The 19338-nt window shown below is 69.8% G+C and carries 15 protein-coding genes; 4 read left to right on the plus strand and 11 right to left on the minus strand.

Going from position 1 to position 19338, the window contains the following annotated elements; translation table 11 throughout:
- Positions 1–20 precede the first annotated feature (20 nt).
- Positions 21–485 (minus strand): Lrp/AsnC family transcriptional regulator, encoded by a 465-nt coding sequence (locus COA07_RS03770; RefSeq protein WP_066709505.1) that lies wholly within the window; start codon positions 483–485, stop codon positions 21–23.
- 120 nt (positions 486–605) lie between these two features.
- Here COA07_RS03770 and COA07_RS03775 point away from each other — a divergent pair, with 120 nt between their 5' ends.
- Positions 606–821 (plus strand): DUF6356 family protein, encoded by a 216-nt coding sequence (locus tag COA07_RS03775; RefSeq protein WP_066709507.1) that lies wholly within the window; start codon positions 606–608, stop codon positions 819–821.
- 156 nt (positions 822–977) lie between these two features.
- Here COA07_RS03775 and COA07_RS03780 read toward each other — a convergent pair whose 3' ends face one another.
- The 4 genes from COA07_RS03780 to COA07_RS03795 form a co-directional block, all read right to left on the minus strand.
- Positions 978–1394, minus strand: coding sequence for a glycine zipper 2TM domain-containing protein (locus tag COA07_RS03780; RefSeq protein ID WP_066709510.1), 417 nt, complete (start codon positions 1392–1394; stop codon positions 978–980).
- A 105-nt stretch (positions 1395–1499) separates the two neighbouring features.
- Positions 1500–2756, minus strand: a complete 1257-nt coding sequence (locus tag COA07_RS03785) for an adenosylmethionine--8-amino-7-oxononanoate transaminase (protein ID WP_066709514.1) — start codon at positions 2754–2756, stop codon at positions 1500–1502.
- Positions 2753–3367, minus strand: coding sequence for a dethiobiotin synthase (gene bioD, locus COA07_RS03790; RefSeq protein ID WP_066709522.1), 615 nt, complete (start codon positions 3365–3367; stop codon positions 2753–2755). The genes COA07_RS03785 and bioD overlap by 4 nt, the downstream gene beginning before the upstream one ends.
- On the minus strand, positions 3364–4485 hold the full coding sequence (locus COA07_RS03795; RefSeq protein WP_174525808.1) for an 8-amino-7-oxononanoate synthase: 1122 nt from the start codon (positions 4483–4485) through the stop codon (positions 3364–3366). Before COA07_RS03795 ends, bioD begins: the two co-directional genes overlap by 4 nt.
- A 109-nt stretch (positions 4486–4594) precedes the next feature.
- On the opposite strand from COA07_RS03795, the gene COA07_RS03800 reads away from it, so the two are divergent.
- On the plus strand, positions 4595–6091 hold the full coding sequence (locus COA07_RS03800; protein WP_066709534.1) for a S10 family peptidase: 1497 nt from the start codon (positions 4595–4597) through the stop codon (positions 6089–6091).
- Positions 6092–6305: 214 nt separating this feature from the next.
- Here COA07_RS03800 and COA07_RS03805 read toward each other — a convergent pair whose 3' ends face one another.
- A complete protein-coding gene (locus tag COA07_RS03805) occupies positions 6306–7592 on the minus strand; it encodes an Hsp70 family protein (RefSeq protein WP_066709536.1) in 1287 nt (428 codons plus the stop codon).
- A gap of 125 nt (positions 7593–7717) precedes the next feature.
- Between COA07_RS03805 and COA07_RS03810 the strand changes: the two genes are divergently transcribed.
- Positions 7718–9787, plus strand: coding sequence for a catalase (locus tag COA07_RS03810; protein WP_066709538.1), 2070 nt, complete (start codon positions 7718–7720; stop codon positions 9785–9787).
- A gap of 43 nt (positions 9788–9830) precedes the next feature.
- Here the strand turns inward: COA07_RS03810 and COA07_RS03815 are convergent, their stop codons facing one another.
- On the minus strand, positions 9831–12314 hold the full coding sequence (locus COA07_RS03815) for a PepSY domain-containing protein (protein ID WP_096640449.1): 2484 nt from the start codon (positions 12312–12314) through the stop codon (positions 9831–9833).
- A 200-nt stretch (positions 12315–12514) separates the two neighbouring features.
- On the opposite strand from COA07_RS03815, the gene COA07_RS03820 reads away from it, so the two are divergent.
- The gene (locus COA07_RS03820; protein ID WP_245841987.1) at positions 12515–13291 is read left to right on the plus strand and encodes a Crp/Fnr family transcriptional regulator; all 777 of its coding nucleotides are present in this window, start codon (positions 12515–12517) and stop codon (positions 13289–13291) included.
- A gap of 8 nt (positions 13292–13299) precedes the next feature.
- Here COA07_RS03820 and COA07_RS03825 read toward each other — a convergent pair whose 3' ends face one another.
- From COA07_RS03825 to COA07_RS03840, 4 genes are read right to left on the minus strand one after another with little or no spacing between them, the layout of a single operon-like run.
- The gene (locus tag COA07_RS03825; RefSeq protein WP_066713112.1) at positions 13300–14037 is read right to left on the minus strand and encodes a GntR family transcriptional regulator; all 738 of its coding nucleotides are present in this window, start codon (positions 14035–14037) and stop codon (positions 13300–13302) included.
- Positions 14034–14924: an N-acetylmuramic acid 6-phosphate etherase gene (locus COA07_RS03830; protein ID WP_211280944.1), complete on the minus strand. Its 891-nt coding sequence runs from the start codon at positions 14922–14924 to the stop codon at positions 14034–14036. The genes COA07_RS03825 and COA07_RS03830 overlap by 4 nt, the downstream gene beginning before the upstream one ends.
- Positions 14924–16501, minus strand: a complete 1578-nt coding sequence (locus COA07_RS03835; RefSeq protein WP_066711406.1) for a sodium:solute symporter family transporter — start codon at positions 16499–16501, stop codon at positions 14924–14926. Before COA07_RS03835 ends, COA07_RS03830 begins: the two co-directional genes overlap by 1 nt.
- Positions 16502–16538: 37 nt before the next feature.
- A complete protein-coding gene (locus COA07_RS03840; protein ID WP_066711407.1) occupies positions 16539–19295 on the minus strand; it encodes a TonB-dependent receptor domain-containing protein in 2757 nt (918 codons plus the stop codon).
- Positions 19296–19338: the final 43 nt, after the last annotated feature.

Here is a 19338-nt window from a genome sequence, read left to right on the forward strand (position 1 = left end):
AAAGTCGGCCGGCGAGGTGACTAAAGCGGCAGCGCGGTGGTGGATTTGATCTCCTGCATCGCGAACGAGGAGCTGACGTCGTGCAGCGGCGCGACCTTCGTCAGCTTGCGATAAATACGGTCGTAATCGGCAATGTCGCGCGCGACGATTTTCAGCAGATAGTCGACGTCGCCGCTCATGCGATAGAATTCCACCACCTCCGGGATGCGCGACACCCCCTCCGCGAAGCTGTGCAGCCACTGGTCGTCATGCTGCGCGGTGCGTACCGCCACCATCACGGTAACGCCCAGCCCCAGCCGGTCGCGATCGAGCAGCGCGACTCGCCGCACGATCAGCCCGTCGCGCTCCATGCGCTTGATCCGTTTCCAGCACGGCGTCTGCGACAGGCCGACGCGCTCGGCGATCTCCGCGATCGGCACCGTCGCGTCCTCCTGAAGAATTGCCAGAATACGCCGATCGGCGGCGTCGATAACGTCATTCCCCATGCAGCAGCCTCGCAAGAACCATATTCTCCCCCTATCGCCCTGCGCAGCAATAATTGGAAGATGGTTCGCGCGAGGGCGCCCTATTATCCCGGGCATCGCCACCGCCACACGGAGCCTGCCATGTTCGCCCGCCTGTTCACCGACCACCCGCACAGCGTCGAGGAAAGCTATGGCGAGCATCTGGTGGTCGCCGGCGGGTTCGGGATGACGATGATCCTGGGCGGGCTGGCGTGCCTGGTCCACGCGCTGATCCCCGGCCTGTTCGTTTCCACCGGCAGCCGCGCGATCACGCAGCTTCACGCGCGCATGGTGACGCATCGCCGCCGCGACCGCTGACACGCCAAAAGGCCCGATCGGCTGGACGCCGACCGGACCCCGGAGAAAGCCATCTTTCCGCGTGTTTCCAAGCGTGAAGCGACTGGCCGCGTCCTTAGGCTGATGAACGGCGGCGCGTCAGCCGCCATTCCTTACAACCCGGAGACCCGGCGGATATTACCGCTGGCAGAAGCGCGGATTGTCGGCGCGTTCCACCGCATTGCCGGCCAGCGCACCAGCGCCCGCCCCCAGCACGGTGCCCAGCGTCCGGTCGCCGCGCGTGTCGATCACGCGGCCAAGCAGGCCACCGGCGATCGCGCCGACGATCGTCCCCGTCGTCCCGCTCTGGCAGGCGCGGTTGTAGCGATAGCGGTTCCGGTAATCGCCGCGCGTCTCGTAATAGCGCGGGCCACGATTCCACCCGTCGCGGGCGGCACGGTCATAGGCGCGGTCGTGCTGGGCATAGCCGTCGTCGTAGTAATCGCGGCCATAGCCGTATCCATCGCCGTAACGCTGCGCCTGCGCCGCGGCCGGTACCATCGCCGCCGTGCCCATCGCCAGCGCCGTCATCCCGAGGGTCAGCTTCTTCAACATCGCGAACGCTCCCTACTCAATCCGTCCACCGGCACGTCGCCAGTGTGGAGGACGATATGATCGAGTCGCGGTGATCCGATGCTGAATGGTGCCGTTATCCGCCGTTCAGCCGGCCGGCAGCGTGTCGGCCGCCTCGCCGATCGCTGCATACAGCCGGTCCAGATCATCCTCCCCGATGCAATAGGGCGGCATGACATAGACGGTGTTGCCCAGCGGCCGCAGCAGCAGGTCGCGCTCTCGGAAGAACGCCAGCAACGCCGGCCCCAGCGCCGACAGATATCCCTCGCCCGCGCCGATCTCCACCGCCGCGATCGTCCCGCATTGCCGCGCGCCGGTGATCCGCGGGTGATCGGCCAGCGCCGCGACCCGCGTCGCCTGCCGCGCCGCCAGCGTCGCGATCCGCTCGCGCACCGGCTCCTCGCGCCAGATCGCGAGGTTCGCGGCGGCGGCGGCACAGGCGATCGGGTTGGCGGTATAGCTGCTGGAATGGAAGAACATCCGCGCCCGGTCGGTCGACCAGTGCGCGTCGAAGATCGCCTCGGTCGCCATCGTCACCGCCAGCGGCACCGCGCCGCCGGTCAGCCCCTTCGACAGGCACAGGATATCGGGCACCACATCGGCCTGCTCGCACGCCAGCAATGTGCCGGTGCGTCCCCATCCGGTCATCACCTCGTCCGAGATGAACAGCACGCCGTGCGCGGCGCAGACGTCGCGCATCTGGCGTAGCACCACGTGCGGATAGAACAGCATGCCCCCCGCCCCCAGCACCAGCGGCTCTACGATGAACGCCGCCGCCCCGGCGCGGCATGCCGCCTCCAGCGCGTCGATCGTCGCTTGTTCGCGCCCCGGATGCGGGAAGGGGATGGTGCCGACGTCGAACAGCAGCGGGGCATAGGGGCGGTTGAACACCCCCCGCTCCCCCACCGACATCGCGCCGATCGTGTCACCGTGGTAACTGTGCTCCAGCACCAGGATGCGGTGCCGCGCCTCGTCCCGCGCCGCCCAGAATCCCAGCGCCATCTTCAGCGCGACCTCGACGCTGGTCGATCCCGAATCGGAAAAGAAGACCCGCGTCAGCGCATCGGGCATGATCGCGCGTAGCCCGCGCGCGACCGTCTCGGCCGGCTCGTGCGTCCATCCGGCGAAGATGATCTGGTCCAGCCGCTCGGCCTGATCGCGGATCGCGGCGACGATGCGCGGATGCGCGTGCCCGTGCGTCGTCACCCACCAGGACGAAATCGCGTCGATCACCCGCCGCCCGTCGGCGGTGAACAGCGCCGCGCCCTCGGCATGCGTCACCATCGGGATCGGCTCGCGCAGGCCGTGCTGCGTGAACGGGTGCCAGACGGGCGAGGCGCTCACCGGAAATCCCCGACGTCGAAATGGTCCGCAAACGCCGCCGCCAGCGCGTCCGGCGTCAGCTGCGGCAGAAGCGGCAGCCGCCCCAGCCGCTTCACCCCGCCGATCGCCGCGATCGTCGCCTCGCTGTCCTCCACCGCATCGCCGACGAACGCGACGCCCAGCAGCGGCACGCCGCGCGCGCGCAGCGCCTCGATCGACAACAGGCTGTGGTTGATCGTGCCCAGCGCGGTGCGCGACACCAGCACCACCGGCGCGCCCCAGCGCGCGAACAGGTCGGCATACAGCAGCGCGCGTGTCACCGGCACCAGCGCGCCGCCCGCCCCCTCCACCACCAGCGGCCCGTCGACCGCGGGCGGCACCAGCCGATCGGGGTCGATCGTCACGCCGTCGATCTCCGCGGCGCGATGCGGGGAACAGGGGGTGGCCAGCCGGTACGCCTCCGGCAGCACGCGCGCGGCGGGCACGCCCAGCGCGGTGGCCGTGGCGGCATCGCTGCCATCCTCCAGCCCGGCCTGCACCGGCTTCCAGTAATGCGCGCCCAGCGCAACGGTCAGCGCGGCGGCGAACACCGTCTTGCCGATCCCCGTGTCGGTGCCGGTCACCACGATCATCGCAATACCTCTTCCAGAACCCCTGCCAGCGCATCGACCGCATCGGCATCGACATGCAGCGTCAGCGCGATGCGCAGCCGCGACGTACCGCTGGGCACCGTCGGCGGGCGGATGCCGCGCACGTCGAACCCGGCCGCCTGCACCGCCGCGGCGACCCGCATCGTTTCGGCATCGTCGCCGATCAACAGCGGCACGATCTGCGATCCGCTCGCCGCCGCGCCCAGCGGCACCAGCCGCGCATGGGCATGGTCGATCAGCGCGTGCAGCCGCGTGCGCCGCTCCGGCTCGTCGGCGATCGCCGCCAGCGCCTCTTGCGCGGCGACCGCCATCAGCGGCGACGGCGCGGTGGAAAAGATGAACGGCCGCGCGCGCGTGACCAGCATGTCGCGCACCACCCAGGCGCCGCACACCACCGCGCCTTCGCACCCCAGCGCCTTGCCGAAGGTCTTGAGCGTGATGACATTCTCGCGTCCGTCCAGCGCCGCCGCCAGCCCGCGACCGTCGTCGCCCCAAACGCCGGTGGCATGGGCCTCGTCGATCAGCAGCATCGCGTCATGCCGCGCCGCCACCTCGGCCAGTGCGGCCAGCGGCGCGCGGTCGCCGTCCATGCTGTACAGGCTCTCGACCGCGATCCACGCCGTGCCCGTGCCGCCGGCGCCGCGCCATGCGGCGATGGCATCGTCGAACGCTTGCGCATCGTTATGCGCCGCCGCGACCGACGCGGCCCGGCTCAGCCGCATCCCGTCATGCGCGCTGGCATGGACCAGCGCGTCATGGACGATCAGGTCGCCGCGCTGCGGCAATGTCGCCAGCAGCGCATGGTTGGCGGCATAGCCGCTGGAGAAGAACAGCGCCGCCTCCACCGCGAAGAAGCGCGCGGCGGCTTCCTCCAGCGCCTCATGCTCCGGGTCGTTGCCGCGCAGCAGCCGCGATCCCCCCGAACCGACGCTGACGCCGCGATCCAGCGCGGCGTGCAGCGCGGCGGCGATCCGCGGCGCGCCCGCCAGCGCCAGATAGTCGTTCGACGAAAAGTCGGTGCCCTGCCGCGGCGCCAGCCGCCGCAACCGTCCGCGCGCGGCCAGTTCCGCCAGATCGCGCTGTTGTGCCCCCAGGATCATGGCCCGCCCCATAAGCGCGATTGCGCCTGTGGGGAAAGGGCGCCGCGCATTGCCTCCGCCCCGCGCTTCGTTAAGGTCACCGTTCCTTACCCTCTGTCCCGAGAGCAACGTGCCGCGCCATCTCCCCGCCCTTCTCGCCACGCTCCTGCTGACCGCCACCCCCGCGATCGCGCAGGGCGATGCAAAGTCGCCCGCCGCGGCCGACAAGAAGACCGACGACTCCACCCTCCCGCCGCTCCCCGCCGACCGCTCGGTCGCGCAGAGCGTGCGGATCGGCGGGCGCACGATCGGCTATCGCGCCACCGTCGGCACGATCGCGGTGCGCGACGACAAGGGGAAGGAAATCGGGCAGGTCGTCTACACCGCTTATACCGTCCCCGGCGGCGACGTGCGCCGCCCGGTCACCTTCGCGTTCAACGGCGGGCCGGGCGCGGCGTCGGTCTATCTCAACATGGGCGCGGTCGGGCCAAAGCGCGTGCAGTTCGGTGCGCAGGGCGATGCCCCGTCCGACGCGCCGATCGCCACCGACAATCCCAACAGCTGGCTCGATTTCACCGACCTGGTCTTCATCGACCCGATCGGCACCGGCTTCAGCCGCAGCCTGGTGGATGCCGATGCGACGAAGAAGGCGTTCTACGGCAACGACCAGGACGTGAAATACCTGTCCAAGGTGGTCTACGACTGGCTGGTGAAGGAAGGACGGCTGCGCTCGCCCAAATATCTGATGGGCGAAAGCTATGGCGGCTACCGCGTGCCGCGCATCGCCTATGAACTGCAATCGCAGATCGGCGTCGGGGTGAACGGCATGGTGCTGGTCTCGCCCTATCTCGATCCGGCGTCGGGGGACGATGCCACCGCGCTGTCGCCGCTGCCGTGGATGGTCGCGCTGCCGTCGATGGCCGCCGCCAACCTCGAACGCCGCCACGCGCTGACGCCGGAGGCGATGGCGCAGGTGGAGGCCTATACCCGCGGCGATTTCGCGCGCGACCTGCTGCGCGGCCGCTCCGATCCCGAAGCGACCGCACGGCTGGTCACGCAGGTGACGCAGCTGACCGGGCTGGACCCCGCGTTGGTGCAGCGGATGGGCGGGCGCGTGGATACCCGCACCTTCCTGCGCGAGGTGCATCGCGCCGACGGGACGATCGGCAGCGTCTACGATTCGAACGTCACCGCCTTCGATCCCTTCCCCTGGTCGTCGCAGCAGCGGTCGAACGATCCGATCCTCGACGCGCTGATCGCCCCCACCACCAGCGCGATGGTCGATTTCGTCACGCGCGAGGTGGGGTGGAAGACCGACGCACGCTACAACGCCTTATCCTACGCCGTGAATGAGGCGTGGGACCGCGGCAAGCCCGACGACGCGCCCGTCACCGACCTGCGCAAGGCGATCGCGGTCGATCCCAAGATGCGCGTGATGATCGTGCACGGCTGGGACGATCTGTCCTGCCCCTATTTCGCCTCGCGGCTGATCGTCGATCAGATGCCGGGGTTCGGCGCTGCCGAACGGGTGCAACTGCGCGTCTATCCGGGCGGGCACATGTTCTACAGCCGCACCGACAGCGGCGCCGCCTTCCGCAACGACGCCCGCGCGATCTACGGCGGTTAGGGCAAGGACCCGCTCCACAGAAGAGCGACGTCACCCCGGACGTGTTCGAAACCTCTACCGAACCTTCCGTCATGCCGGATTTATTCCGGCATCCACATCTCCGCAAACGCTTAGGCGGTTGCTTTCGCGGCACCATGGACCCCGGCCTTCGCCGGGGTGACGGTTCGATGCGGCATGACGCAGGGGGCTCGCACGGCCCCCCGCCGGCACACCCCTACCCCGCCACCGTCCACGCCGCGACATCGTCCTCACGGCCGATCATCGCCAGCCCGTGCGCGATCGAGGTCAGTTCCCCGCCGGTCGCGATCCGCTCCGCACCGAACCGTTCGTCGAACAAACGCCGCACGCGCGGGGTCAGCGACGTGCCGCCGGTCAGGAACACCCGGTCGATCGCGCCGGCCTCAAGCCCCGCCGCGGCCAGCGCGCGGTCGACCGCGGCGGCGATCTGCACCATGTCGGGGGCGATCCATTCCTCGAACGCGGCGCGCGTCACCGGCGCGGTGATCGACAGGTCGCCGCCCTCGAACCGGAACACCGCCTCCTCGCCCGCCGACAGCGCGCGCTTCAGCTCGCCGACCGCATGGTACAGGCGATAGCCTATCTCGCCCTCGATCACCGCGATCATCCGCCCGATCGCCTCCGGGTCGATCGCGGCGCGGCGCAGCTTCTCCAGTTCCGCCAACGTCCGCCGGTTGCGCATCAATGCCAGCCGCGACCAGTCGGCGAAATCGGCGAACCAGCCGCCGGGAATGTCCAGCACCTTGTCGAATGAACGATATTGCCCGCCCTTGCCCAGCAGCGGCAGCACCAGATGCTCGACGATCCGCTGGTCGAACCGGTCGCCCGCGATCCCGACACCGGCATACGCGAGCGGCGCGCATCGCCGCGCCGCGCCCGGTTCGGCGATCCGCACCACCGAAAAGTCGCTGGTCCCGCCGCCGAAGTCGGCGACCAGCACCGTCGCCGGGGCGTCGAGCCGCGCGGCATAGCTGAACGCCGCGCCCATCGGTTCGTAGACGTAGTGGATCTCGCGCCCCAGCCCGGCGAACATCGCGTCATAGCGCTGCCGCGCCAGCGCCTCGTCGGGCCGCGCCCCGGCATAGGCGACCGGCCGGCCGACGATCACCCGGTCCGCGCCCGCCGCCAGCGCACCGTTCGCGCGCGCCGCCATCAATGTCAGGAACCGTTGCCCCAGCTCCTCGAACTTCAGCCGGCGTTCGAACACCGTCGCCTGATCGAAGCTGGCGCTGGCCGCGACCGTCTTGAACGACTGGATGAACCGGCACCCCTCGGGATAATCGAGATATTCCGCGATCGCCCACGGCCCCGCCGCCGCCTCCACCCCGCCGCGATCGCCCTCCCAGAAACACAGCGCGGACCGGAACACCGCGTCCGACCGCTCCGGCCCGTCGAGCGCGAGCAGCGCCGCGCCGCCATCGGGCGTGGCGGTCGCGACGACCGAATTGGTGGTGCCGAAATCGAAACCCAGAATGCGGCTCATGCCCGGGCCTTTAACGGTTCGCGGCAGGTTTGACATGCCTCAGCGCGAATATCCGCCCGCGACCGGGCCGTTAGACGGGTTGGTGCGTTGGGTGCCCATTCCCTCTCCGTACCAAAGGCTTCCCGATGACCGATTTCACGACCCAGCGCGGCGACGGCGGCGAAACGCATCAGCAGGCATCGGGCGACGCCGATGTGCTGACCACCAACCACGGCGTTCCGGTCAGCGACAATCAGAACAGCCTGCGCGCCGGCGCGCGCGGCCCGACGTTGCTCGAGGATTTCGTGCTGCGCGAGAAAATCTTCCACTTCGATCACGAGCGGATTCCCGAGCGGATCGTCCATGCGCGCGGCTCGGGCGCGCATGGCGTGTTCGAGGCGACGGCGGACATTTCCGACCTCACCCGCGCCGCGGTGTTCACGCCGGGCGAGACGACCGAGGTATTCGTGCGCTTCTCCACCGTCGCGGGCGGTGCCGGCTCCGTCGACACGCCGCGCGACGTGCGCGGCTTCGCGGTGAAATTCTATACGCGCGAGGGGAACTGGGATCTGGTCGGCAACAACATCCCGGTGTTCTTCATCCAGGATGCGATCAAATTCCCCGATCTGGTCCATGCGGTGAAGATGGAGGCGGATCGCGCCTATCCGCAGGCGGGCAGCGCGCACGACACCTTCTGGGACTGGGCCAGCCTGATGCCCGAAAGCACCCACATGCTGATGTGGGCGATGTCCGACCGCACGCTGCCGCGCTCGTTCCGCACGATGGAGGGGTTCGGCGTCCACACCTTCAAGCTGGTGAACGCCGCGGGCAAGGCGCAGTTCGTCAAGTTCCACTGGAAGCCCCGCCTGGGCCTGCAATCGACGATCTGGGACGAGGCGCTGAAGCTTCAGGCCGCCGACAACGACTATCAGCGCCGCGATCTGTGGGAAGCGATCGACACCGGCGCCTTCCCGCAATGGGATCTGGGCATCCAGGTGTTCGACGAGGAATTCGCGCGCGCGCAGCCCTATGACGTGCAGGACGCGACGAAGCTGATCCCGGAGGAGGACGTCCCCGTCCGCATCGTCGGCACGCTGACGCTCAACCGCAATCCCGACAATTTCTTCGCGGAAACCGAACAGGTCGCGTTCCTGCCGACCAACGTCGTGCCGGGCATCGACTTTTCGAACGATCCGCTGCTGCAGGGGCGGCTGTTCAGCTATCTCGACACGCAGAAATCGCGGCTGGGGACGACCAATTTCCACCAGATCCCGATCAACGCGCCGCGCTGCCCGTTCGCCAATTTCCAGCGCGACGGCCTGATGCAGACGATGGTGCCCAAGGGGCGCGCGAACTACGAACCCAACAGCCTGACCGCGCATGGCGAGGATGGCGGCCCGCGTGAAAGCCCGACGCGCGGCTTCGTCACCGTCAATGCCGCCAGCGGCGACGACGAACAGGGCGACAAGCTGCGCGTGCGGGCCGAACTGTTCGCGGATCACTACAGCCAGGCACGACTGTTCTTCCGGTCTCAGACCGAATCGGAACAGGCGCACATCGCCTCCTCGTTCGTGTTCGAACTGTCGAAGGTCGGACTGGAACAGGTGCCGGCGCGGATGGTCGCCAACCTGCGCAACGTCGATGAGGATCTGGCCCGCCGCGTCGCCGACGGACTGGCCATCGACCTGCCCGACGCCTCGCCCACCGCGCGCACGCCGGTCGACATGGCGCCGTCCGACGCGCTGTCGATTCACAAGAACATGAAGGCCACGCTGGAAGGTCGCGCGGTCGGCATCCTCTTTGCCGACGGTTCGGACGCGGCGATGCTCGACCAGGTGATCGCCAACGTCACCGGTGCGGGCGCCAAGGCGGTGCTGGTCGCGCCGAAGATCGGCGGGGCGAAGCTGTCCGACGGCAGCATGCGCAAGGCGGAGGGTCAACTGGCCGGCACGCCCAGCCAGCTTTTCGACGCGGTCGCGCTGGTGCTGTCCGCGGATGGCGCGGCGCTGCTGACGAAGGAGGCCGCCGCGGTTCAGTTCGTCATGGACGCCTTCGGCCATCTCAAGGCGATCGGCGCGACCGACGCCGCTGCCCCGCTGCTGGACAAGGCCGGGGTGGAACGCGACGCCGGCATCACCGCACTCGATGGCGCGTTCCTCGAGGCCGCCGCGCGCCGCTTCTACGATCGCGAACCGGGCGTGCGGATGCTCGCCTGACGCGCCGCCGCCCGTCGCGCACCCCGCGACGGGCGGCCCGCAGTCAGTAGATATCGCGGCAGTAGCGCCGCTCGCCCAGCATCGCCTCGACCCGCGCATCGCCCAGGATCGCGCGAAGCGCCGCATCCACCGCCGGCGCCATTCCCGCCAGACTGCCGCAGACGTAGATCGCCGCCCCCTGATCGGCCCAGGCGCGGATCGCCTCGCCCTCGCGCGTCACCACGTCCTGCACGTAACAGCCGCCATCCGGGTCGCGCGAAAAGGCGTGGTCATGCCGCGCAACCTTCCCCTGCAATCGCAACGCCGCCAGTTCCGCGTCGAACGGCCGGTCATGCGTCGGGCTGCGCTCGCCATGGATCAGCCACACCGGCCCGCCGCCGCACCGCCCCCGCTCGCGCAGCAGCCCCATCAGCCCCGCCAGCCCGGTACCGTTGCCGATCAGGATCATCGGCGTCGCCGCATCATCGGGCATCGCGAAGCCGGGATTGTCGCGCAGCCGCACCTCGATGCTCTCGCCGATCGTAGCGTGCCGCGTCAGCCATCCGGACCCGATGCCCGGCCCGCCATCCGCCGCGGTCGCTTCACGCACCAGCAGTTCGACCACGCCGGACGCCGCGATCGACGCCACCGAATAATCGCGATGCGCCAGCGGCCGCAGCGCCTCCGCCTCGGGCAGCGCCTCGTCCTCTGCCGGCAGCACCGCGCCCGCCAGCGCCCGTGTCAGCGCGGCGTCCGCGCTGCGGCCGTGCCGCGCCAGCACGGCGGCGACGCGCGCGGGGTCGTGGCGCGGCATCACCTCGGCGATCGCACCGGGCTGCCATGCCACATCCCGCTCGACCGGCTCCAGCACGATGCGATGCATCGGCGCGCCGGGGCTGCCGGGGTTGACGTGCGCCCGCGACGCCAGCCGCCACGGCGCGAAGGGCGCGCGCTGCCAGTCGGACTGCGCCGCCCCCGCCCCGCCGGCCAGCGCGAACACCTGCTGCTGCCAGCGATGCTCGGCATCCACGTCAGTGCCATCGACCTCGATCGTGTCGAACAGCCGCCGCGCCCCGCTGTCATGCGCCCAGCCGTCGATGCGGTGCCCGAAGGCGCAGAAATCGGCATATTCGCGGTCGCCCAGCGCCAGCACCGCATAGTCCTTGCCCGCCAGATTGCCGGGCTGCGTCATGTTGCGGCTTGCGAAGCCGCGTGCCGCATCGGGCGGCTCGCCCTCGCCATAAGTGGCGGCGACGAACAGGATGCGCCGCGCCGCATCCCATTCCGCCGCGCTCGCCCCGCCCAGCGGCCGCAGTGTCGCGCCCAGCGCCCCCGCAGTCAGCCGCGCCAGCCGCTCGGCCCCGCCGGTCTGCGATGCGTACAGGACCAGCGTGTCGCCGCTCGCCGCGCCTGCCGCCACCGCGGGCACCGCCGCCAGCGCGCGCTTGCGCCGCCGCCGCGCCAGGTACAGCAGCAGCCCGGTGATCGTGAACAGCGGCATCGTCGCGCTGGTCAGCAGCATCACGATCCGCCCCGGCATTCCGAAGAATGCGCCGGTATGCAGCGGCAGGACATTGCCGACGATCGTCTCGCCCCACGGCCGCGCGGCATAGCGGTCCGCCTTCACCAGCCGCCCGTCGCGTGCGTCGAAACGCAGGCTGTCGGTCTGCCGGTCGAACCGCGCGCCCGGCGGCAGGACGCGCATCTCCACCGGCTTGCCGCCACGCGACGGCGTGATCGCGACGCGCGCATAGCCGTCCGCCCCCACCTGCCCGATGAAGCCGGCCCAGGCCGGGGCCAGCGGCGCGGCCTCGCCCTTGGGCGGCCCCTCGCGCCCCTCGCGCGGACGCTCGGCGACCTTGCCGGTCAGGACGTAGCGCACGCCCTGCCGATACCAGTCGTACGACCACCACAATCCGGTCAGCCCGCTCAACAGGTATGCCGCGAAGATCCACCCGCCGACCACCGCGTGCAGCGCACGGTACAGGTTGCGCCCCGTCAGTCGTAGGTCCAGCACGAACCACGCCCGCCAGTCGAGCGCGCGCCGCGGCCAGCGCAGGTACAGGCCGGACAATGCGAAGAACACCAGCGACAGCGCGGCGATGCCGGTGATCGTCCGCCCCCACCCGTTACCCGCACCGGGCAGTGCCATCCAGCGGTGGACGCGCTCCACCGTCTCGAAGAATCCGGCGCCATTGGGGCGCCCCATCAGCGTGCCGGTGCGCGGGTCGATCAGGAGGCGTTCGCCGCGCCGCTGCCCCTTTTCCGGGGCGAAGGTGACGCTGGCGGCGCGCGTCGGATCGCGCTCCACCACCAATTGCGTCACCGCCCGTCCGTCGCGCTGGCGCGATGCCGCCGCGATCAGCGCGTCGGGCGACAACGCCGGCGCGGCACTGGGTGCCAGCCGCACGATGCCGGGGCTGATCGCGCTCTGGATCTCGTCCTCGAACGCCATCGTCGCGCCGGTGACGCCCATGATCGCCAGCACGAACCCAGCGGTGATCCCTAGGAACCAGTGGACCTGGAACAGGATGCCGCGCAACGTCATCGGCACCACCGCCGCAAGCGATCCCTGTGTACCCCGCGCACGCTCGTTCCCCCGCACTTCATCGCGTTCCGCTAGTGCTAATGACAACCGCTCGCAACGATTTTCCGCGTCGTGCAATTCGTTTCGGGATTGATGCCTATCAACGCGAACGCCTCGGCCCAGCGATAAGGTCAGCGCCACTGCCACAGGGAAGCGCGACCTTGCATCTTTACCCCCTCGAACGTTTCGCCGCGATGGCCTCGCTCGGTGCGAACGATATCGCCACGCTTCGCGGGTTGGGCGACGCCGCGGTGGCGGTGCGGCGGCACGAAACGATCCGTCGCGAAGGCCAGCCGGTCGACAGCATCTGGCTGATGCTGCACGGCTGGGTCGCCTCCTCGATGCTGCTGCCGGGCGGCCAGCGACAGATCGTCAAGGTGCATATCGCCGGCGACATGCTCGGCACGCCCAGCATGGCGCTGCAACGCGCCGCCGACACGCTCACCGCGCTGACCGACGGCTGGATCGCGCGCGTGCCGCTGGCGCGCGTGCGGGCGCTGTTCGACCAGGCGCCGCGCGTCGCCGCGCTGCTGCTGATGGCGGTGCAGTGGGAACGCGTCGCGCTGATGGATGCGGTGGCGGCGATCGGCAAGACCTCCGCGCGCGAACGCCTCGCCGCCTTCCTGCTCGATCTGCACCAGCGGCTGACGCAGGTCGGGCTGACGCAGGGCGCCCGGTTCGACCTGCCGCTGACGCAGGAGCAGATCGGCGACGCGCTGGGGCTCACCTCGGTCCACGTCAACCGCACCATCCGCGCGCTGGAACGCGAGGGGATGATCGTGCGCCACGGCCAGACGGTGACGCTGCACGACCTGCCGATGCTCCAGCGCCTGTCGCCGCTGCCGCGCCGTGCGCCCTGGTTCGACGCCGACTGGCTCCCCGCCGCCATCGACGGCGCAGTCGCCGATGCGGGCACGGCGCGCGCGATGCGGGCGTAGCGCCGCGCTCAGATCCGCTGCAGGTCGCTCACGAATTCATAGCGGTCGCCGCGATAGACCGATCGCGTGAACTCGACGATCCGTCCGTCGGGGATCCACGTCTTTCGCTCGATCCGCAGCACTTCGGAATTCTGCTTCACGCTCAGGATGCCCGCCTCGGTCGGGGTGGCTAGCGATGCGCGCACGCGCTGCGTGCCGGCGACGGGGCGGAACCCGTGCCGCTCCAGCGCCTGGTACAGCGAATCGCCCAGCATATCGAGGTCGGGCAGGAACGGCGCCGGGATCACCGCATGTTCGATCGCCAGCGGCTCCCCGCCCGCCAGCCGCACGCGCCCCAGCCGCGCGACCCGCGTGGTGACGGGCACCTGCAACGCGGCGGCTTCCTCCTCGATCGGCTGGGCATAGGTCTTGTTGATCCACACCACGCCGGGGTCTTCGCCGCGCGCGCGGGTTTCGTCGCTGAAACTGTTCAGCCGCCCGCCGGGACTGGCGATGCGCCGCGCGACGAACGTGCCCGATCCCTGTTTTCGGATCAGCACGCCTTCCTCGATCAGCTGCTCGATCCCCTTGCGCACGGTGACGCGCGACAGGCCCGCCATCTCGCTCAGGTCGCGTTCGGACGGCAGTGCGCCGCCGGGGTCGATCGCGCCGCTGTCGATATGCTCGCGCAGCCGCCGCGCCAGTTGCAGGTACAGCGGCGTGTCGGCGTCGCTCAGCGTCAGCGCCAGCTCGCGCGCGGCGCTCATCCGCGCCCGTCCAGTTCCTGCATCACGGGACGCAGGTTGCCGCGATGCGCCGCCAGCAGCGCGCACGCCGCGTCGCGTGCCAGCCCGCGCGCCATCACGATGCCGACGCGGATGTCGTTGTCCGCCGCCGCCAGCGCCCGCGCCGCCGCGTCATCATCCACCCCGGCGATATCGCGCACCATCTCGCGCCCGCGGTGCAGCAGCTTGGCGTTCGAGATGCGCATCGCCACCATCCGCCCGTCATAGACCAGCCCCAGCCGAACCATGATCGCGGTGGACAACAGGTTCAGCACCGCCTTCTGCGCCGTACCCGCCTTCATCCGCGTCGATCCCGCGATCACCTCGCTGCCGGTCTCGACGCAGATCGGGTGTTCCGCCGCGGTCAGCAACGACGTGCCGGCGTTGTTGGCGATACCGACGGTCAGCGCGCCGGCGCCCCGCGCGCGCTCGATCGCCGCCAGCGTATAGGGGGTGCGCCCGCTCGCCGCCACGCCCACGACGACGTCGGCAGCGGTCACCTGCGCCGCGTCGATCGCCGCGCGACCGGCGTCGCTCTCGTCCTCCGCGCCTTCCTGCGCCTGGGTCAGCGCGTCCAGCCCGCCCGCCATCAGGAACGCCAGCCGCTCGGGCGGCCAGCCGAACGTCGGGGTGAGTTCCGTGCCGTCCTGCACCGCCAGCCGCCCGGAGGTGCCCGCGCCCGCGAAGATCAGCCGCCCGTGCTCGCCCAGCCGCGCCGCGGCGGCATCCGCGGCGGCGGCGATCGCGGCGGTCTGCGGCTGGATCGCGGCGATCGCGGCCATCTGCCCTTCCAGCATCGCCTCGACCGCCAGCTCGGTCGGCCACAGATCCAGGTCGCGATAGCGTGGTGCGAGTGACTCGGTGTTCATCATGCCCTCTGCATCGGACGGGAAGCGGATGCGGTGCCACGCGGCGCGGCGCAGATCGCGAAGGCGATCGCGGTGCCGATGCACAGCTGGAACGGAAACGACAGCGCGGCCAGCGCGCCCGGCAGCCCGATCGCGCGCGCGATCGCGGGTTGCAGCAGCAGCACGACCGCAAACCCCGCGATCAGCGCCGCAACGACGGACGCGGTCGTCCCCCGCGCGGTGAACAGCGCGGTGAAGTATACGCCCAGCAGCCCGGCATAGGTGAACACCATCACCTGCAACGCGAACTCCAGCAGCCCCATCTCGCTATACCGCTGCCAGTAGAAGGACGCGACCGCCATCGCGAACATCGCGATGCCGATCACCCCCATGCCCGCACGCCCCGCCTGTACATAATGGTGCTCGGCCGCCGGCGCGCCCCGCCGTTCGCGCCACGGCCGATAGAAGTCCTGCACCAGCACCGATGACATCGCGTTGAGCGCCGAATTGGTCGTCGCCACCGCCGCGGCGCAGATGCCGACCGTCACCAGCCCGCGCAATCCGCCGGGCAGCTGGGTCAGGATATAGTGCATGAAGATGCTGATCTTCTCGCCGCCGAAACTGCGCCCCGCCGCCGCGGTGGTCCCGCCCATCAGGTCGGGTCGGTCGTAGAAGACGTACAGCAGCAGCCCGATCAGGATGAACATCCCCACCACCGGCACCGTCGCCAGCACCGACAGGTACAGGCCGCGCGCGCCGGTCTTCGCATCCTTGCACGCCAGCAGCCGCTGCGTCGTGTCCTGGTCCATCCCGGCATTGGCGATGTACAGCAACGTCACGCCGGTGACGACCGCCAGCAGCGAGAACGGCCGCGACAGGTCGGTCGACAGGTCGAACAGCCGCAGCTTGTTCACCCCTTCCGGCGTGTGGATCAGCCCGTCGATGATCTGCCCGGTCGTCGCGGGGATCGACCAGCGCAGGAACACGACGACGGCGATTGCGGAGCCGAGATACACGACGAACTGGATCAGGTCGTTCCACAATACGGACTTCAGCCCGCCGACGAACGTGAACAGCACGCTCGCCACGATCAACAGCGCGGCGGCGATCATGATCCCCTGCGCCTCGACCGTGCCGGTGATGACCATCGCCAGCGCGATCGCGGCCAGATAGACGCGCGCACCGCCCGCGAACACGCGCCCGATCAGGAACATGCCGCCCGCCCAGCGCGTCGCGGTGGCGCTGAACCGCAGCGTCAGCAGTTCGTACGCGGTGGTCGCGCGGATCGCGTAGAATCGCGGGATCATCACATGCGCGACGAACATCGCGCCCAGCAACCCGCCCAGGTTGCTGCCCAGATAGGTCAGGTCGCCGTGATAGCCGTAATCCGGCCCGCCCAGGAACGTCGCGGCGGACTGCGTCGCCGACAGGACGGAAATCGCCGCCAGCCACGCCGGAACGTTGCCCCCCGCCAGGAAATAGTCATGCGCCGTCGCTGTCCCGGTGTTGCGGGGGGTGAAGATCCACCCCCCCGCCAGCAGCAGCAGGACATAGGCGGCGATCACCACCCAGTCCGCGATCGAAAAGGGCAGGCTCATCGCGCTCCGTCCCGCTGCTGCTGCCGCGCGCGCCGCATCACATCCGCGCGGTCAGCGACAGGCCGATCGTCCGCCCCAGGATGTCGTACGTATCGGGGAAGGTGTTGAACACACCCCCCGTCGTCACGCGCGGCGGCTGCTTGTCGGCGATGTTGTAGACGCCCGCGGTCATCGTGATGCCGGGCACGAAGTCATAGGAGGCGGACAGGTCGAACAGGTTCTGCGCCGGCAGCGTCTCGCTCGATCCCGCCGCGCTCGACCGCACCTTGCCGATACGGATCCAGTCGAACTGGATCACGCCCTTGTCCAGCAGCAGCCCCGCGCCCGCGGTGTGGCGATAGGCGGGCTGGACCAGCGTGGTGCCGTCGCTGGAACAGGTGGCGCCGAACGTCCCCTTGCACTGCACCGCGCTGACGGTCGGGTTCGCCTGGATCGTGTAGGACGTCACGACATTGCCGGCATAGCCCAGCCGCACGCCCTTGCCCGGCACCCAGTCGCCGCGCACGGTATAGCTGGCGGTGATGTCCAGCCCGCGCTGCAGCAGCCGGCCCAGGTTCTGGTTGTTGACGAACGCATCCTTGAACGTGCCGTCGGCATTGCGCGTCACCAGCCCGCACAGCGGATTGTCCGCGCTGGGATTGGTGATGTAGCAGCTGGTGATCGCCGCCACCGGCTGGATCACGCCGACCGCGCCCTTCAGGTCCAGCTGGTACCAGTCGACCGTCACGTTCAGCCCCGGCAGGAACGTCGGCGTGAACACCGCGCCCGCCGTGGTGGTGAAGCCGGTTTCGGGCTTCAGGTCCGGGTTGCCGCCATAGAAGTAATTGCCGGTCAGATATGCCGGGGCGGTCGAATTGGCCGATCCCACGGCCGGCGCGCCCAGCCGCTGGCACTGCGCCTGGTTGCCGGTGCCCAGCACGCACGGATCGCCGCCGTAGCGCGGCTTCAGCCGGTCGACGGTCACCAGGCTGCTGAACGGCAGCGACGACACGCCGCCCGCGAACTCGCCGAAATTGGGGGTGCGCAGCACGCGCTGATAGGTACCGCGCAGGCGCAGGTTGCGGTCGACCTCCCAATTGCCCTCGACCTTCCACGTCCCGTGGGTGCCGAACAGGTTATAGTCGGACAGGCGGTACGCGCCGCCCGCGCTCAGCTTGCGGATCAGCGGCAGGTCGTGGAGCAGCGGCACCAGCAGCTCGCCGTACAGCTCCTTGACGTCGAATTGCCCCGTGTACGCCGCCTGCACGCCCTGGCGATAGGTGTTGCCGGTCAGCAGCGCGGTGTCCTGCGTCACGTTGGCGGTCTCGCGCCGGTATTCGACGCCCGCGGCGAAGCCGATCGGCCCGGCGGGCAGCGAGAACAGCTCCTCCAGCGATCCGTTGACGGTCGCGGCGGCGACGAACTGGTCGCGCTTGCGGTTGAAGCCGTTGATTGGGCTGCCCAGCGCGGCCACGATGCCGGGGCGGTTGGGGCCGAAGATGTCGACGGTGTTGACCACCGACGCGAAATTGTTGGCGCCCGCCGCATTGGCGACCAGCCCGTCGCCGGTCACCACCGTTCCTTCGGTCGAACGACCGTATTGCGCATAGACGTTCCAGCGGATCGCGTCGGTCAGCGGCCCGCGCAGGCCGCCCTGGAACTGGTAGATGTCGCGTTCGGTATTGAACGTCACCAGCCCCAGCTCGGCCAGCGAACGCGCCACGTTCACCTGCGCCGCGCCGTTGACGAAGGTCAGCTGGCTGCGGATCGCGTCGGTCAGGAACGGGTTGGTCGCGCTGATCGACACGGTGCGGTTGACCGACGCGGGCGTCGCGCCGGGCGTACCGGTCTCGCTGGTCCGGGTATTGGTATACATGGCGCGGCCGTACAGCTCGACCGCCGGCGCCAGCTCGTACTTGTACAGCGCGGCGACGTTGATTCGCTTGAGCGGCGACACCAGCGGGTAACGCGCCGACAGGTTCGACGTCGCCGTCGGATTGGTCGTGAAGTCGCCCGCATCGGTGAAGCCGAACCGCCGCCCGCTCGCCACGTCGGTGAACACGCCGCCAATGCTCGGGATCGTCTGGTTCGGGGTCGCCGCCCAGTCGCGCTGCCCCGCGACGATCAGGTCGCGCTGCGTGTAATCGGCCGCGATCACCACATGCCCGCGCGATCCCAGCCCGGCGCCGACCATGATCGACGCACCATATTGCGCGCCGCCGTTGGTCGACAGCCGCCCGACCGCGCTGCCGCGCACGCCCTCGAACTCGTCGTTCAGGATGAAGTTGACGACGCCCGCGACCGCATCCGCGCCATAGACCGCGGCGGCGCCGCCGGTCAGCACGTCGGTCCGCTTGATCAGCGAGGCCGGGATGGAATTGACGTCCACCGAGTTGCGGAAGCTGAACGGCGCGGCGCGCGTCCCGTCGATCAGCACCAGCGAGCGGCTCTGCCCGAAGTTGCGCAGTTCCAGCACCTGCGCGCCGAAGGCATCGCTACCCTGCGACCCCTGCCGCACGCCGCCCGACAGCTGCGGCAGCTTGGTGGAGAAATCCTCGATCGTCAGCGCCGACTGAAGGCGGATCTGCTGCTCGCTGGTCGACGCGACCGGGCTGCTCGCGGTCAGGCCGGGGACCGCGATGCGCGTCCCGGTGACGACGATATCGCTGGCCGGGGCGGCGGTATTGGCGGCTGCGTCAGGGGTGGCGGCGTCCTGCGGCGCGGGGGCCGCCTGCGCTGCCGCCTGCGTCGGCATCTGCACCAGCACCACCGCCAGCGCCGCCAGTGCGACCGCGTTTCCGTGCGACCTCAGCATCGAATGTCCCCTTGCCCCGAATGATCGTTCCGGCCGGTCGCGC

The organism is Sphingomonas adhaesiva (assembly GCF_002374855.1).
Lineage (GTDB): Bacteria > Pseudomonadota > Alphaproteobacteria > Sphingomonadales > Sphingomonadaceae > Sphingomonas > Sphingomonas adhaesiva.